This window comes from Burkholderia lata (assembly GCF_902499025.1).
Taxonomy (GTDB): Bacteria; Pseudomonadota; Gammaproteobacteria; order Burkholderiales; family Burkholderiaceae; genus Burkholderia; species Burkholderia lata_C.
Genome location: NZ_CABVPW010000003.1, coordinates 129,574 through 145,546, shown reverse-complemented (window position 1 = coordinate 145,546; position 15,973 = coordinate 129,574). Strand labels below are relative to the sequence as shown.

Here is a 15,973-nt window from a genome sequence, read left to right as displayed (position 1 = left end):
GTTCACGGTGAAATGTGCCTGAAAGCACCGCGCGACGGGGTTTTGCCGGATTGCCACGACCCGCAGAAACAGTGTTTTGCAGGCAACCCGATTGCACGTCGCGCAGATGCGAAAAAGGCTGCCCGCAGGCAGCCTTTTCCGTGATGCAGCGAACGGCCGAAACGCTTAGTCGACCGCGCCTTCGCGGCTCGCGCGGCGACGCTCGTGTTCCTTCAGGTGACGCTTGCGCAGACGGATCGACTGCGGCGTCACTTCGACGAGCTCGTCGTCGTCGATGAATTCGACCGCGTATTCCAGCGACATCTGGACCGGCGGCACGAGACGCACGGCTTCGTCGGTGCCCGACGCACGCACGTTGGTCAGCTGCTTGCCCTTGATCGGGTTCACGACGAGGTCGTTGTCGCGGCTGTGAATGCCGATGATCATGCCCTCATACAGCGCGTCGCCCGGCTTCACGAACATGCGGCCGCGATCCTGCAGCTTCCACAGTGCGTATGCCACGGCGGCACCGTCGTCCTGCGAGATCAGCACGCCGTTGCGACGCTCGAAGACCGAGCCGTCCTTGACCGGCGCGTACGAGTCGAAGATGTGGCTCATCAGGCCCGTACCGCGCGTGAGCGTCAGGAATTCGCTCTGGAAGCCGATCAGGCCACGCGCCGAGATCTTGTATTCCAGACGCGTGCGGCCGCGGCCGTCCGACGCCATGTCGAGCATTTCGCCCTTGCGGCGGCCGAGTTCTTCCATCACGCCGCCCTGGTGCTCGTCCTCGACGTCGACCGTCAGCAGCTCGTACGGCTCGTTCTTCACGCCGTCGATTTCCTGCATCACGACGCGCGGGCGCGACACGGCCAGCTCGTAGCCTTCGCGACGCATGTTCTCGACGAGAATCGTCAGGTGCAGTTCGCCGCGGCCCGACACTTCGAACACCGTCTCATCGCCGGTGTCCTTCACACGCAGCGCGACGTTGTGGTTCAGTTCCTTCATCAGGCGGTCGCGGATCTGGCGGCTCGTGACGAACTTGCCTTCGCGGCCGGCGAGCGGCGACGAGTTGACGAGGAAGTTCATCGTCAGCGTCGGCTCGTCGACGGTGATCATCGGCAGCGCTTCCGGCGTATCCACCGCGCAGATCGTTGCGCCGATGCCGACGTCTTCAATACCGTTGATCAGCACGATGTCGCCCGCTTCGGCCGATTCGACCTGCACGCGCTCGAGGCCCGTGAACGACAGCACCTGGTTGATCTTGCGGTTCAGCACGTCGCCGTCCGGGCCGAAGCGCATCACGACCGGCTGGCCCGGCTTGATGCGACCGCGCGTGATGCGACCGACGCCGATCCGGCCGACGTACGTCGAATAGTCGAGCGACGTGATCTGCAGCTGCAGCGGCGCTTCCGGATCGGCCGGACGGACCGGCACGTGCTCGAGGACCGCCTCGAACAGCGGGCGCATGTCGCCTTCGCGCGCCGACGGATCGAGCGACGCATAGCCGTTCAGGCCCGATGCGTAGACGATCGGGAAGTCGAGCTGCTCTTCGGTGGCGCCGAGCTTGTCGAACAGATCGAAGGTCTGGTTGATGACCCAGTCGATCCGCGCGCCCGGACGGTCGATCTTGTTGACGATGACGATCGGCTTCAGGCCGAGCGCGAGCGCCTTCTTCGTGACGAAGCGCGTCTGCGGCATCGGGCCCTCGACCGCGTCGACGAGCAGCAGCACCGAGTCGACCATCGACAGCACGCGCTCCACCTCACCACCGAAGTCCGCGTGCCCCGGCGTGTCGACGATGTTGATGTGCGTGCCTTCGTACTCGACCGCGCAGTTCTTCGCGAGAATCGTGATCCCGCGCTCTTTTTCGATGTCGTTCGAGTCCATCACCCGTTCCGCAATCTGCTGGTTCTCGCGGAAGGTGCCGGACTGGCGGAGCAGTTGGTCGACGAGCGTAGTCTTGCCGTGGTCGACGTGGGCGATGATGGCGATATTGCGAAGGGCGCGGGTCATAGAAACCTGGAAATCGTTTGAACGCGCAAACGCGCCCGCTCGTTTTTCACGGGCGCGCGCACATTGCAGCTTGGAAAGCCACAAATTATAGCACGTGAGAATGTCGAGAGCTGACGGGCACGTTGTGACGCAACACAGGCGGGCCGACTCACCCTCCCGTCGGGCACACCAGTCAATCGAAGTCCACGTTGCCGGCGAGATCAAAAACCTTACTACGACAAGGGATTCTTGTGACGCGAAGCGCGCCCTTTGCCGTTCGATTAACATTTGCCGCGGCAAGCAACTGTGCCTATACTGCTGCCTAGTCAACTATTGCAGCTTCAGGGTTTTATGTCGGATTCTTCTACCCAACCACCCGTCTCGCCGCTGTCTTCGTATCAGATGAACGACAGCGTCGGTTATCTGATGTCGCGCGTGAAATCGGTGATGACCAACCTCGTCACGCAACGCACGCAGGAAGAGCTCGGCATCACGGGCACGCAGGCGAGCATGCTGTTCATGATCGCGGTCGGCAAGTGCTCGACGGCCGCCGAACTCGCGCGCGAGTACGGAATCGACGCGAGCGCGGTCACGCGCCTGCTCGACCGGGTCGAGAAACGCGGCCTGCTGTCCCGCGTCCGCAGCATCGAGGATCGGCGTGTCGTGCGCCTCGAGCTGACCGACGAAGGCCGCGCGCTCGCCGAGCGGCTGCCGCCCATTTTCCGCAGCGTGCTCGACCAGGTACTGGACGGGTTTACGCCGGAAGAAGTCGGGTTCCTGAAGAGCATGCTGCGCCGCATTCTCAGCAACTACTGCGAGACCGCCGGCGGCAGCATCACGTAATAGTTGCCATAACAATTACTTTTGACAGATTAATGTAAGGAAATCCTTGCAGTGTCCATCATTCATTCCGAGTCAGGGATCAGCGCGATGAAATCCTCCCCGTTGTCCGTGCGCGCCGGGTCGTGCCGCGCCGCCGTCGCCGCCGCGGTTGCCGCACTGGCGCTGGCGGGCTGCGCGAATTACATCGGCATCAAGAGCGACAAGCAGATCGCCCCCGCGTCGCAATTCGAATCCGCCCAGAGCCTGCCGGCCCAGGGCGGCCAGTGGCCGGCGCTCGACTGGGCCAGCCAGTTCGGCGATCCGCAGCTGCCGAAGCTGATCGACGAAGCCCTGCAGGGCAATCCGTCGATCGCGCAGGCACAGGCGCGCATCGCGAAGGCGTCGTCGTACATCGAATCGTCGCGCTCGAACCTGATGCCGAAGGCGGAAGCCAGCTATTCGTGGACGCGCGAGCTGTATTCGTCGAACGCGCTGTTCCCGCCCCCGTACGGCGGCCAGTGGTATAGCGAGAACAACGCCCTCGCGAGCGCGTCGTGGGAGCTCGACCTGTGGGGCAAGAACCGAGAGCGCCTGCACACCGCCGTGTCGCAGGCAAAGGCGGCCGAAGCGGACATGCAGCAGGCACGCATCACGCTCGCGTCGTCGGTCGCACGCACCTACAACTCGCTCGCGCAGCTCTATGCGTTGCGCGACATCGCCCAACGCGAGATCGCCAACCGCGAGACGGTTGGCAAGATCACCGACGGCCGCGTGTCGGCCGGCCTCGACACCAACGTCGAACGCCAGACGGCCCGCGGCAATATCGCGACGACCCAGGCTTCGCTGTCGGATCTCGACGGCCAGATCACGACGGTGCGCTACCAGCTGGCGGCGCTGCTCGGCAAGGGCCCGGATCGCGGGCTGCAGATCGCGGCGCCCGTGCTGAACCCGAGCGGCGAAGTCGCGCTGCCCGGCAACCTGCCGGCCGATCTCGTCTCGCGCCGCCCCGACATCGTCGCCGCGCGCTGGCAGGTCGAAGCCGCGATGCACGACGTGAAGGAAGCGAAGGCCGAGTTCTATCCCGACGTGAACCTCGCGGCCGGCTTCGGTTTCGATGCGTTCGGCTGGGGCAAATTCCTGAACTTCGCGAGCCGTCAGGCGCAGTTCGGCCCGGCGATCCACCTGCCGATTTTCGATGCCGGCGCGCTGCGCGCGCAGCTCAAGGGCCGCTACGCGGACTTCGACCTGTCGGTGGCGAATTACAACCAGACGCTGATCAGCGCGCTGAACGACGTTGCGACCCAGGTCGCGTCGATCCGTGCGGTCGATCGCCAGATGGGCGATGCGCAACGCGCACTCGATGCATCGACGCGCGCATACGACCTCGCGGTCATCCGCTACAAGGCCGGCCTGTCGCCGCAGCTGCAGGTGCTGACCGCGGACAGCAACCGCCTCGCATCGGAGCAGACGGTGACCAACCTGAAGATGCGCCGGCGCGACATGCAGCTCGCGCTGATCAAGGCGCTGGGCGGCGGGTTCGACGCGACCGGCACGCCGCTCGCCGCACCCGACGCCGACAAGCCGACAAAACAGGCCGCCAACTGATCCGGCGCCATCACTACGCAGACACTCGAAATAACGGACGGAGAATATCGCCATGAGCGACCAACAAAACGCCGCCAGCGCGCAGCCGCAGAATAACGGCAAGCGCAAACGGATGATGACGCTGCTCGTCGCGGTCATCTTGATCGCGGCCATCGCGTATGGCCTGTACTACTTCCTCGTCGCCCGCTTCCATGAAGGGACCGACGACGCGTACGTGAACGGCAACGTCGTGCAGATCACGCCGCAAGTCACCGGTACCGTGATCGCGGTGAAGGCCGACGACACGCAGACGGTCAAGGCTGGCGATCCGCTCGTCGTGCTCGACCCGGCCGACTCGCAAGTCGCGCTGCAACAGGCCGAAGCCAATCTCGCGCAGACGGTGCGCCAGGTGCGTGGCCTGTTCGTCAACGACGACCAGTACCGCGCGCAAGTCGCGCTGCGCCAGTCGGACCTGTCGAAAGCCGAGGACGACCTCCGCCGCCGCATGGCCGTCGCGCAGACGGGCGCCGTGTCGCAGGAAGAAATCTCGCACGCACGCGACGCCGTTCGCGCCGCCCAGGCATCGCTCGACGCCTCGCAGCAGCAACTCGCATCGAACCGCGCGCTGACCGCGAACACGACGATCGCATCGCACCCGAACGTGATGGCCGCGGCCGCGAAGGTTCGCGACGCATACCTGGCAAACGCACGTAACGTGCTGCCGGCGCCGGTCACCGGCTATGTCGCGAAGCGCTCGGTGCAGGTCGGCCAACGCGTGTCGCCGGGCACCCCGCTGATGTCGGTGGTGCCGCTGAATGCGGTGTGGGTCGATGCGAACTTCAAGGAAGTCCAGCTCAAGCACATGCGCATCGGCCAGCCGGTCGAACTGACGGCCGACATCTATGGCTCGTCGGCGGTCTACCACGGCAAGGTGGTCGGCTTCTCGGCCGGTACCGGCTCGGCGTTCTCGCTGCTGCCGGCGCAGAACGCGACGGGTAACTGGATCAAGGTCGTGCAGCGCCTGCCGGTACGGATCGAACTGGATCCGAAGGATCTCGACAAGCACCCGCTGCGCATCGGCCTGTCGATGCAGGTCGACGTGGACATCAAGGACGAACGCGGCGACCAGCTCGTGAACGCGCCGAACACCGTCTACGAGACCAGCGTGTTCGCGAAATACGGCGACGAAGCCGACGCCGAAATCGCCCGCATCATCGCCGAGAACGCAGGCGGCAATGCCGCGGCGCCGGCCGCGGCGAAGTCGAACGCCGTCGCGAAGATGATGTAACCCTTCCGACTCCGGAAAAACAACCGACATGGCACAGGCTCCTGTCTCTCACCCGCCCTTGCAGGGCGGGCAACTCTTGCTCGGGACGATCGCGGTGTCGCTCGCGGTGTTCATGAACGTGCTGGACACGTCCATCGCGAACGTCGCGATCCCGACCATCTCGGGCGACCTCGGCGTGTCGTCCGACCAGGGAACGTGGGTCATTACGTCGTTCGCGGTCGCGAATGCGATCTCGGTGCCGCTGACGGGCTGGCTGACCGACCGCTTCGGTCAGGTTCGCCTGTTCCTCGCGTCGATCATCCTGTTCGTCATCTCGTCGTGGATGTGCGGACTCGCGCCGACGCTGCCGTTCCTGCTCGCGTCGCGCGTGCTGCAAGGCGCGGTTGCGGGCCCGATGATTCCGCTGTCGCAAGCGCTCCTGCTGTCGAGCTATCCGCGCGCCAAGGCGCCAATGGCGCTCGCGCTATGGGCGATGACGACGCTGATCGCGCCCGTCGCCGGCCCGATCCTCGGCGGCTGGATCTCGGACAACTACTCGTGGCCGTGGATCTTCTACGTCAACATCCCGGTCGGCATCGCCGCCGCCGCCGCGACGTGGGCGATCTACCGCAATCGGGAATCGGCCGTGCGTCGCGCGCCGATCGACGGCGTGGGCCTCGCGCTGCTGGTCGTCTGGGTCGGCTCGCTGCAGATCATGCTCGACAAGGGCAAGGATCTCGACTGGTTCGCCTCGACGACCATCATCGTGCTCGCGCTGACCGCCGTCATTGCGTTCGCGTTCTTCGTCATCTGGGAACTGACGGCGGAGCACCCGGTCGTCGACCTGTCGCTGTTCCGCATGCGGAACTTCACCGGCGGCACGGTTGCGCTGTCGATCGGATACGGCCTGTACTTCGGCAACCTCGTACTGTTGCCGCTGTGGTTGCAGACGCAGATCGGCTACACCGCGACCGACGCCGGTCTCGTGATGGCGCCGGTCGGGCTGTTCGCCATCCTGCTGTCGCCGCTCACCGGGAAGTATCTGCCGCGCACCGATCCGCGCTTCATCTCGACGGCGTCGTTCCTGACGTTTGCGCTGTGCTTCTGGATGCGGTCGCGCTACACGACGGGTGTCGACGAATGGTCGCTGACGCTGCCGACGCTCGTGCAGGGCATCGCGATGGCCGGCTTCTTCATCCCGCTGGTGTCGATCACGCTGTCCGGCCTGCCCGGCCACCGCATCCCCGCGGCATCGGGTTTGTCGAACTTCGTGCGGATCATGTGCGGCGGCATCGGCACGTCGATCTTCCAGACGGCCTGGGACCATCGCAACAACTTCCACCATGCGCAGCTGGTCGAGCAGACGAACGTCTACAACCCGACGTTCAACCAGGCCGTCACGCAGATGGGCAACCTCGGGCTGACGCAGGACCAGGCGCACGGGCTGATCAACAACATGGCCACGCAGCAAGCCGCGCAGCTCGGCGTGAACGATCTGTTCTACATCTCGGCGGCGATCTTCGTGCTGCTGATCGGGCTGATCTGGATCACGAAGCCCGAGCGCTCAGGTGGCGGCGATGCAGGTGCCGCAGCATCGGCTGCACACTGAACGCGCAGCCTGCACGCAAACAAAAAGCCCGGTCGACATCGACCGGGCTTTTTTTATTCCGACGGGAGCACGCCCGCGCGGCTGTGTCAGGCGGCCGTGACGACGAGCCGCTCCGGCGCCAGCACGCCATTCGCCTTGCGAGCCACGCCGAGCAGCCGAGTCGCGTCGTAGACGCGCACACGCTCGCCTTCGGGCGCATCGATCGGATCGAGCGCCGACAGCGGCAGACGCTGGCCGTGCAGGAACCGCTTCGCGCTGGTTTCATCGAGACGAACCAGCGCAAACGTCGACAGCAACGCGTCGACCGGCTGGAGCCACGCATCGCGCGACGCTTCGTCTGCGTCGGACAGCGCATCGAGCGTCACCGCATGCTCGAGCGTCAGCGCACCGACGCCCGTGCGACGCAGCATCGTCAGATGCGCACCGCAACCGAGCACCTCGCCGATATCCTCCGCCAGCGTGCGCACGTACGTGCCCTTGCTGCAGGTCACGCGAAACGTCACGTCGGGCAGGTCACACGCGAGCAGGTCGAGTGCAAGGATCGTCACGTTACGGCCCTCGCGCTCGACGGTTTGCCCCGCGCGCGCATATTCGTACAGCGGCTTGCCATCGCGCTTGAGCGCCGAATACATCGGCGGCACCTGCACGATCTCGCCAGTAAAACGCGCGAGCGCGGCTTCCACCGCCGCGCGGTCGCATTCGACGGGCCGCGTGTCGATCACCTCGCCTTCCGCGTCGCCCGTGGCCGTACGCTGGCCGAGACGCATCGTCGCTTCGTAAGTCTTGTCCGCTTCGAGCAGATCCTGCGAGAACTTCGTCGCCTCGCCGAAGCACAGCGGCAGCAGGCCCGAAGCCAATGGATCGAGCGTGCCGGTGTGACCGGCTTTCTTCGCGAGCAGCAGGCGCTTCGCGCGAATCAGCGCATCGTTGCTCGACAGGCCGACCGGCTTGTCGAGCAGGAGGACGCCGTCCAGCACGCGCCGGGGCACGCGCGGACGTTGGGGTGCTGCAGTCGTCATAGGCCGGTCGAGCTCAGTCGTCCTTGGTGGCCGAGTCGGCCTCGTCGTCGTCCTTCGCGCGCGTCGCGTTCGCTTCCTTGATCAGGCGCGACATTTCCACGGCCTTCTCGATCGTCTGGTCGTAGTGGAAATGCAGCGTCGGCACCGTATGGATGTGCAGGCGCTTGAACAACAGGTTATGCAAGTGACCCGACGCATGGTTCAGCGCTTCCTGCGTCTTGGCCGGATCGCCGGTCAACGCGGTGAAGTAGACCTTCGCGTGTGCGTAATCCGGCGTGAGTTCCACGCTCTGGATGGTCACGATGCCGATGCGCGGGTCCTTGACCTCGCGCATGATGAGTTCGGACAGATCGCGCTGAATCTGGTCAGCGATCTGCACGTTGCGATTGGGGGAAGTACGTTTCCTGGACATGATCGATCCGTGATCCGTTTATCAGGATAAAGCGGCGGCCAGTGTTGGCACGCCACCATGAAAATGGGCGGGACAGGCCCAAGCCTGCCCCGCCCATGAGCCGATGCGCGAGGGTTACAGCGTACGCGCGACTTCGGTCACTTCGAAGACTTCGAACTGGTCGCCTTCGACGATGTCGTTGAAGTTCTTCACCGACATACCGCACTCGAAGCCTTGCTTCACTTCCTTCACGTCGTCCTTGAAGCGCTTCAGCGATTCGAGTTCGCCCGTGAAGATCACGACGTTGTTGCGCAGCACGCGCACCGACGACGAGCGCTTGACGATACCGTCCGTCACCATACAGCCGGCGACCGCACCGATCTTCGGTACCTTGAAGACCTGGCGCACTTCGACCATGCCGGTGATGACTTCGCGCTTCTCCGGCGCCAGCATGCCCGACATTGCCGCCTTCACCTCATCCACTGCGTCATAGATGATGTTGTAGTAACGGATGTCGATGCCGTTCGACTCGGCCAGCTTGCGCGCCTGTGCATCTGCACGCGTGTTGAAGCCGATGATGACCGCCTTCGATGCCGTTGCGAGGTTGACGTCGTTTTCGCTGATGCCACCCACCGCGCTGTGCACGATCTGCACGCGCACTTCGTCGGTCGACAGCTTGAGCAGCGACTGCACGAGTGCTTCCTGCGAGCCCTGCACGTCGGCCTTGATGATGAGCGGCAGGTTCTGCACTTCGCCTTCGCCCATCTGCTCGAGCATGCTCTCCAGCTTCGCGGCCTGCTGCTTCGCAAGCTTCACGTCACGGAACTTGCCTTGACGGAACAGTGCGATTTCACGCGCCTTGCGCTCGTCCGGCAGCACGATCACTTCTTCGCCCGCACCCGGCACTTCCGACAGACCCTGGATTTCGACCGGGATCGACGGGCCAGCTTCCTTCGTCGGCTTGCCGTTCTCGTCGAGCATCGCACGCACGCGGCCGTAGGCCGTACCCGCCAGCACGACGTCGCCTCGATTCAGCGTACCGGACTGCACCAGGATCGTCGCGACCGGGCCCTTGCCCTTGTCGAGCTTCGCTTCGATCACGATGCCCTTGGCCGGCGCCTCGACCGGTGCCTTCAGTTCCAGCACTTCGGCTTGCAGCAGCACGTTCTCGAGCAGATCGTCGATACCCGCGCCCGTCTTCGCCGAAACCGGCACGAACGGCGAATCGCCGCCGTACTCTTCGGGCACGACGCCTTCCGAGACCAGCTCCTGCTTGACGCGATCGAGATTCGCGTCCGGCTTGTCGATCTTGTTGATCGCGACGACGATCGGCACGCCGCCTGCCTTCGCGTGGGCGATGGCTTCCTTCGTCTGCGGCATCACACCGTCGTCGGCTGCCACCACCAGCACCACGATGTCGGTCGCCTTCGCGCCGCGTGCACGCATTGCCGTGAACGCTTCGTGACCCGGCGTATCGAGGAACGTGATGACGCCACGCGGCGTGTCGACGTGATAAGCGCCGATATGCTGCGTAATGCCGCCCGCTTCGCCAGCGGCAACCTTCGCGCGGCGGATGTGGTCGAGCAGCGAGGTCTTGCCGTGGTCGACGTGACCCATGACCGTGACGACCGGCGGACGCGGCAGTTGCTCCGCATCGGTGCCCGTTTCGCCTTCGACGAGCAGCGCTTCCGGATCGTCCAGCTTCGCGGCAACCGCGCGGTGGCCCAGTTCCTCGACGATGATCATCGCCGTTTCCTGGTCCAGCACCTGGTTGATCGTGACCATCTGGCCCATCTTCATCATCACCTTGATGACTTCGGAGGCCTTGACCGACATCTTGTGCGCGAGGTCGGCAACCGACACGGTTTCCGGCACGTGCACTTCGCGGACGATCGGTTCGGTCGGCGCCTGGAACGTCGAGCTGTCCTGGTGACGGCCGCGACCCTTCGGGCCGCCGCGCCAGCCGCGGTCGACGCCGCCGCTCGAGTCGCCGCGCGTCTTGATGCCGCGACGCTTCGATGCGTCGTCCTGCCAGCCGCCCTTGCCTGCGCCCGGCTTCTTGTTGCGGTCGCCCGCGCCTGCCGGCGCAGTCGTAGCCGGCGTTGCAGCGCCGGCCGGCTTCTTCACGGCCGGACGGGCCTGCGCACCTTCCGGCTTTGCCGGCTTGTGCAGCGTGCCCTTCGCTTCGGCCGGCTTCGGCGGCTCGACCGGCTTCGGCGGCTCGACTGCCTTGACCACGGCCTTGCGCGGCGTGTTCATCATTTCGCGAATCGCACGCGCTTCGGCTTCTGCCGCCGCGCGACGCTTGCTGATCTCTTCCTGCTCGGCGCGCGCCTTGTCCGCTGCCTCACGGGCGGCGTCTTCAGCCTTCTTCGCCGCTTCGCGCTGCGCCGCACGTTCGGCGGCTGCGCGTGCTTCGTCCTGCGCGGACTGCGTGCTCGTCGCTTCCTGCTGCTCGGCTGCAGCGGCCTGCTGTGCGGCTGCCTGCTGCTGTGCCGCCGCAGCCTCGGCCGCGGCACGCTTCGCCGCAGCTTCTTCCTCGGCGCGACGACGCTCGGCTTCGGCCGCTTCCTCGCGGGCACGGCGTTCCGATTCCTCGCGCTCGAGGCGTTCCTGACGCTCGCGCAGTTCCTGCGCCTGCTTCTCGAGCAGCTCGGCCTCGCGGCGCGCTTCTTCTTCGCGACGCTTCAGTTCTGCATCGTCGTCCGCTTCGGCGACCTGCGCCTGACCCTGTTCCGCACCCTCGCTCGCGTCGTCGCGCTTGACGAACGTACGCTTCTTGCGGACCTCGACCTGAATGGTGCGAGCCTTGCCCGTCGCGTCAGATTGCTTGATCTCCGACGTATGCTTGCGGGTCAGCGTGATCTTGCGCTTGTCGCCGTCGGTTGCGCCGTGCGACTTGCGCAAATGATCGAGCAGACGCGCCTTGTCCGTTTCGGACAGCGCATCGTCTTCACTCGCTTTCTGGACGCCCGCTGCCTGCAGCTGTTCGAGCAGCACACCAGCAGGCATTTTCAGTTCCGCGGCAAATTGGGCTACGTTGTTACTCGCCATTCATTCCTCTTAGTGCAAGGACCGATTCCTTGCTGTTAGCATCGGGTCAGGCCATACGGCCGCCATCAAATCAGTGCGCCATGGTCATTTCTCACTGGAACCAGTGTTCACGTGCTTTCATGATCAACGCCTTAGCGGCATCCTCTTCCATCCCGGTCATGTCGACCAGTTCATCCACAGCCAGCTCGGCGAGATCGTCGCGCGTCTGCATGCCGTGTTCGGCCAGCTTCGCGAGCAGCTCCGGCGTGATGCCGTCGAGGCTCTTGAGATCCAGCGCTGCGTTCTCCACCTTTTCTTCGTTCGCGATGGCCATCGTCAACAGCGCGTCGCGTGCGCGGTTGCGCAGTTCGTGCACGGTGTCCTCGTCGAACGCCTCGATTTCGAGCATTTCGTTGAGCGGCACGTACGCGATCTCTTCCAGGCTCGTGAAGCCTTCGTCGATCAGGATATCGGCAACTTCTTCGTCGACGTCGAGACGCGCCATGAACAGTGCACGCAGCCGGTCGCGCTCTTCGCCCTGCTTCAGGGCGGATTCGTCCGGCGTCATGATGTTGATCTGCCAGCCGGTCAGTTCGCCTGCAAGGCGAACGTTCTGACCGCTGCGGCCGATCGCGACAGCCAGCTCGTTCTCGTCGACGACGACGTCCATCGAGTGCTTTTCTTCATCGACGACAATCGACTGAACAGCTGCCGGCGCGAGCGCGCCGATCACGAACTGGGCGGGATCCTCCGACCATAGCACGATGTCGATGTTTTCGCCACCGAGCTCGTTGCGCACTGCCTGCACGCGGGAACCGCGGATGCCGACGCAGGTGCCGATCGGATCGATCCGCTTGTCGTATGCGATGACGCCGATCTTCGCGCGCACGCCCGGGTCACGGGCAGCCGCCTTGATCTCGAGCAGGCCCTGCTCGATTTCCGGCACTTCCATCTCGAACAGCTTCATCAGGAATTCGGGCGCCGTACGCGACAGCTCGATCTGCGGGCCGCGCGCGGTGCGGTCGACCTTCGCGATGTACGCGCGCACGCGGTCGCCCACGCGCAGGTTTTCCTTCGGGATCAGCTGATCGCGGCGCAGCAGCGCCTCGACACGGCCCGATTCGACGATGAAGTTGCCCTTGTCGAGGCGCTTCACCGTACCCGTCATGATCTTTTCACCACGCTCGAGGTAGTCGTTCAGGATCTGCTCGCGCTCGGCGTCGCGCACCTTCTGCAGGATCACCTGCTTCGCGGCCTGCGCGCCGATGCGACCGAACTCGATCGACGGAACGGGTTCCTCGACATACTCGCCGACTTCGACGTCGGCATTCTGTTCACGTGCCTCGAACAGCAGGATCTCGCGATCCGGCTCCTGCAAGCCTGCCTCGTCGGGCACGACGAGCCAGCGACGGAAGGTTTCGTGCTCGCCGCTTTCGCGATCGATATGGACGCGGATTTCGGCGCCTTCGTCGAACAGCTTCTTGGAAGCGGACGCGAGCGCAGCCTCGAGGGCGCCCAGCACCACATCCTTGTCGACGTTTTTCTCGCGCGCCAGCGCATCCACCAGCATCAACACTTCGCGACTCATTATTTGCGGCTCCTAAAGTCAACTTGCGGAATCAGGCGGGCTTTGTCGATATCGGCCAGCGTGAAATCCAGCATGGCCGCCTCGCCCTTCTTCCTCTCAAATTCCAAACCGATCGTTTCGCCATTCGGCGCGTGCAGAATGCCCCGGTACGTCTTGCGCCCGTCCAGCGGCTTTTTCAAGGTCACGGAAACTTCGCTGCCGGCGAAGCGCTCGAAGTCGGCCAGCTTCTTCAACGGGCGGTCGAGCCCCGGGGACGAGACTTCGAGCCGTTCGTAATCGATGTTTTCGACCGTCAAGACGTGCTGGAGCTGACGCGTGACCTTTTCGCAATCTTCGAGCGAGATGCCAGCAGGCTGATCGATATAGATGCAAAGCATGCCGCGCCCGGTGCGCTCGAGATCCACCAGCTCGTAGCCGAGCCCGGTGACCGTGGTTTCTATCAGTTCCGTCAGTTGCACTGTGTCCTCTCAGGTGTTCGCGCCCGCCGCTCGCGATTCACCCGCGGGCGCGCGCCTTAGCCGGCGCAGGAAGCGCTACCCGAGATGCCTAACCGTTTCAGCAAAAAAAAATGGGCGGAACGCCCATCTTCTTACTGGTGGTCGCACCTGAGCCGCACATTGAATCCGTACGCCCAGCGACTCCGCGATTATAGCGATTTTTGGCGCAAACGCCAAGCCAGCCGGTAAAAGCAGCGTGTCGTCTGCCTTTACGGGCCCAAAAATGCGAAATCGGGCTGTTCGATCAACCGGCGCCATCGTGGCTGCCGGTGATCGGTGATGCCGGCGGCCATGCAGCGCCGCGTGACATATATACAGTCGAAAGCAATAAACGCAATGCCTCGCGCCGACCAGACCGGCCTGATGCCGATCCAGCCGGCCCGCCGCCGGCCTTGCGCCGCGCGCCTGGATGCTTAGCGGCTGCGCGTGCGGCTGCGCTGCGGACGCTGGCCGCCGCGTGCACCACCACCGTTGCCGGCGGCGCCCTCGGCACGATTGCCGTTCGGGTTGCGGTTGCCGCCCTTGCTGCCGCCGCGCTTGGGGCCCGCGCCGTCGCGCTTCGGACCTGCGCCATACGACGCACGGTTGCCGTCGACGTCGCCACGGCCACCGCCAGCGCGATTACCATCGCGGCCGCCGCCCGCACGGTTGCCATCTCGGCCGCCGCCAGCGCGATTGCCGTAGCCCGACGGTGCGACCGGCAGGCTGCCGTAGCCACTCAGACCCGGCAGGCCCGGCCCGCCGCGGCGACCACCGCCGCGACGCGGCTGGTCCAGCTGCCCGTGCGTCGTCAGCACCGGCTCACGGCTGATGAAACCCATCGACGTCTCCATCGGATCGGGCTGGCGACGCTCGGCCTGGCCGGCACCGCCGCGCTTGCCCTTTTCCTCGGACGGCGCCTTCAGGCCGACGGTCGCCATCAGCTTGCGCACCTGCGTGTCGTCGAGCTCTTCCCAGCGACCGCGCTTCAGACCGCGCGGCAGCGGAATCGGGCCGTGACGCGTACGGATCAGGCGGCTCACCATCAGGCCGACCGCCTCGAACATCCGGCGCACTTCGCGGTTGCGGCCTTCGGCCAGCGCGACGTGATACCAGTGGTTCGTGCCCTCGCCGCCGCCATCGCGGATGCGCAGGAAGTTCGCCGGGCCGTCATCGAGCTCGACGCCGTGCAGCAGCTTCTGCCGCATGCCTTCGGCCAGCTCGCCGACGACGCGCACCGCGTACTCGCGCTCGACGCTGTAGCGCGGATGCATGAAGCGGTTTGCGAGGTCGCCCGAAGTCGTCAGCATCAGCAGACCTTCGGTATTGAAGTCGAGACGGCCCACCGCGAGCCATTTCGCCGTCTTCATCGGCGGCAGGCGGTCGAACACCGACGGACGGCCTTCCGGATCCGCGTGGCTGACGATCTCGCCCGTCGGCTTGTGGTACAGCAGCACGCGCGGCGGCTTGTTCGGCAGCTTGCGCTTGACCGGCTTGCCGTTGATCCGCACCTGGTCGGTCGGCATGATGCGCTGACCGATGTGCGCGGGCTCACCGTTCACCGACACGCGGCCAGCGACGATCAGCTCTTCCATTTCGCGGCGCGAGCCCATGCCCGCTTCCGCCAGCACCTTGTGAAGCTTCGGCGCGTCGTCGTCCGGCGACAGCACGCGCTTGTTCGCCGGCTGACTGCGGCCGCGACGCAGCATCGGCGCACGCACGCCGCTACCGCCCGCGGAGTTGTCCGCGTCGAATGCCGGCGACGTCACGTAGGCGAACAGTTCGTCCTGGGACGCCTCACCCTCCGCTTTCGCCGCGCCACCTTCGGCCTTCGGCGCGCTGCCGCGACGACCCTGGCCACCTTGGCCACCCGGGGCCTTGGCCGCACCTTCGCGCTTGGCGGCCGGCTTGCGGCCGCCCTTGGCTGCACCTTCCTTGCGCGGCGCACGCGCCGGCTGCTGCGCTTCAGCGGCTTCAGCCGGCTGCGCGTCAGCACCTTCGTCGCCCTGCGACTCGCCTTCGGCGCCCTTCGACTTGGCCGCCGCGCGACGTCGCGCGATCAGGCTGCGCGGGCCTCGCCGCAAACCGCGGCGGGGACGCTCGTCGCCGCCCTCGGCCGAAGCACCCTGCTCCGGTGCATCGTCGGCACGCGCTGCCTGCACGGCAGGCGCGGACGATTCAATATCGTGGATATCTGTCAAAACAACCTCAAA

Annotated in this window: 11 protein-coding genes; 4 read left to right on the top strand and 7 right to left on the bottom strand. The window is 65.2% G+C overall.

Annotation, left to right across the window (positions count from 1 at the left end; all coding sequences use genetic code 11):
• Positions 1–165: 165 nt before the first annotated feature.
• Positions 166–1,992 carry a translational GTPase TypA gene (gene typA / locus BDI24065_RS03870; RefSeq protein WP_175030078.1) on the bottom strand — a complete coding sequence of 609 codons (1,827 nt, stop codon included), beginning with the start codon at positions 1,990–1,992 and terminating at the stop codon, positions 166–168.
• A 330-nt stretch (positions 1,993–2,322) separates the two neighbouring features.
• Here typA and BDI24065_RS03865 point away from each other — a divergent pair, with 330 nt between their 5' ends.
• The 4 genes from BDI24065_RS03865 to BDI24065_RS03850 all read left to right on the top strand — a co-directional run bounded on the left by BDI24065_RS03865 (position 2,323) and on the right by BDI24065_RS03850 (position 7,253).
• Positions 2,323–2,814, top strand: coding sequence for a MarR family winged helix-turn-helix transcriptional regulator (locus tag BDI24065_RS03865; RefSeq protein WP_011351804.1), 492 nt, complete (start codon positions 2,323–2,325; stop codon positions 2,812–2,814).
• Positions 2,815–2,901: 87 nt separating this feature from the next.
• On the top strand, positions 2,902–4,398 hold the full coding sequence (locus BDI24065_RS03860; protein ID WP_175030077.1) for an efflux transporter outer membrane subunit: 1,497 nt from the start codon (positions 2,902–2,904) through the stop codon (positions 4,396–4,398).
• A gap of 52 nt (positions 4,399–4,450) precedes the next feature.
• Positions 4,451–5,665, top strand: coding sequence for an HlyD family secretion protein (locus BDI24065_RS03855; RefSeq protein ID WP_175030076.1), 1,215 nt, complete (start codon positions 4,451–4,453; stop codon positions 5,663–5,665).
• Between the two features lie 28 nt (positions 5,666–5,693).
• Entirely contained in the window at positions 5,694–7,253 is a 1,560-nt protein-coding gene (locus BDI24065_RS03850) for a DHA2 family efflux MFS transporter permease subunit (protein ID WP_175030075.1), read from the top strand.
• A gap of 86 nt (positions 7,254–7,339) precedes the next feature.
• Here BDI24065_RS03850 and truB read toward each other — a convergent pair whose 3' ends face one another.
• The 6 genes from truB to rluB form a co-directional block, all read right to left on the bottom strand.
• Positions 7,340–8,272 carry a tRNA pseudouridine(55) synthase TruB gene (gene truB, locus BDI24065_RS03845; protein WP_175030074.1) on the bottom strand — a complete coding sequence of 311 codons (933 nt, stop codon included), beginning with the start codon at positions 8,270–8,272 and terminating at the stop codon, positions 7,340–7,342.
• Positions 8,273–8,285: 13 nt separating this feature from the next.
• Positions 8,286–8,684 carry a 30S ribosome-binding factor RbfA gene (gene rbfA / locus BDI24065_RS03840; protein ID WP_175030073.1) on the bottom strand — a complete coding sequence of 133 codons (399 nt, stop codon included), beginning with the start codon at positions 8,682–8,684 and terminating at the stop codon, positions 8,286–8,288.
• Between the two features lie 114 nt (positions 8,685–8,798).
• Complete coding sequence (gene infB / locus BDI24065_RS03835) at positions 8,799–11,717, bottom strand: translation initiation factor IF-2 (protein WP_175030072.1); 2,919 nt, start codon at positions 11,715–11,717, stop codon at positions 8,799–8,801.
• A 91-nt stretch (positions 11,718–11,808) separates the two neighbouring features.
• Positions 11,809–13,284 carry a transcription termination factor NusA gene (gene nusA, locus BDI24065_RS03830; RefSeq protein ID WP_174962509.1) on the bottom strand — a complete coding sequence of 492 codons (1,476 nt, stop codon included), beginning with the start codon at positions 13,282–13,284 and terminating at the stop codon, positions 11,809–11,811.
• Positions 13,284–13,742, bottom strand: coding sequence for a ribosome maturation factor RimP (rimP, locus tag BDI24065_RS03825; protein ID WP_014897219.1), 459 nt, complete (start codon positions 13,740–13,742; stop codon positions 13,284–13,286). The genes nusA and rimP overlap by 1 nt, the downstream gene beginning before the upstream one ends.
• Before the next feature lie 452 nt (positions 13,743–14,194).
• Positions 14,195–15,961: a 23S rRNA pseudouridine(2605) synthase RluB gene (gene rluB / locus BDI24065_RS03820; protein ID WP_175030071.1), complete on the bottom strand. Its 1,767-nt coding sequence runs from the start codon at positions 15,959–15,961 to the stop codon at positions 14,195–14,197.
• Between the last annotated feature and the right edge of the window lie 12 nt (positions 15,962–15,973).

Excerpts from the sequence above, each read along its gene's own strand:
- typA (WP_175030078.1), bottom strand. The coding sequence starts at position 1,992 with ATGACCCGCGCCCTTCGCAATATCGCCATCATCGCCCACGTCGACCAC.
- BDI24065_RS03865 (WP_011351804.1), top strand. The coding sequence starts at position 2,323 with ATGTCGGATTCTTCTACCCAACCACCCGTCTCGCCGCTGTCTTCGTAT.
- BDI24065_RS03860 (WP_175030077.1), top strand. The coding sequence starts at position 2,902 with ATGAAATCCTCCCCGTTGTCCGTGCGCGCCGGGTCGTGCCGCGCCGCC.
- BDI24065_RS03855 (WP_175030076.1), top strand. The coding sequence starts at position 4,451 with ATGAGCGACCAACAAAACGCCGCCAGCGCGCAGCCGCAGAATAACGGC.
- BDI24065_RS03850 (WP_175030075.1), top strand. The coding sequence starts at position 5,694 with ATGGCACAGGCTCCTGTCTCTCACCCGCCCTTGCAGGGCGGGCAACTC.
- truB (WP_175030074.1), bottom strand. The coding sequence starts at position 8,272 with ATGACGACTGCAGCACCCCAACGTCCGCGCGTGCCCCGGCGCGTGCTG.
- rbfA (WP_175030073.1), bottom strand. The coding sequence starts at position 8,684 with ATGTCCAGGAAACGTACTTCCCCCAATCGCAACGTGCAGATCGCTGAC.
- infB (WP_175030072.1), bottom strand. The coding sequence starts at position 11,717 with ATGGCGAGTAACAACGTAGCCCAATTTGCCGCGGAACTGAAAATGCCT.
- nusA (WP_174962509.1), bottom strand. The coding sequence starts at position 13,284 with ATGAGTCGCGAAGTGTTGATGCTGGTGGATGCGCTGGCGCGCGAGAAA.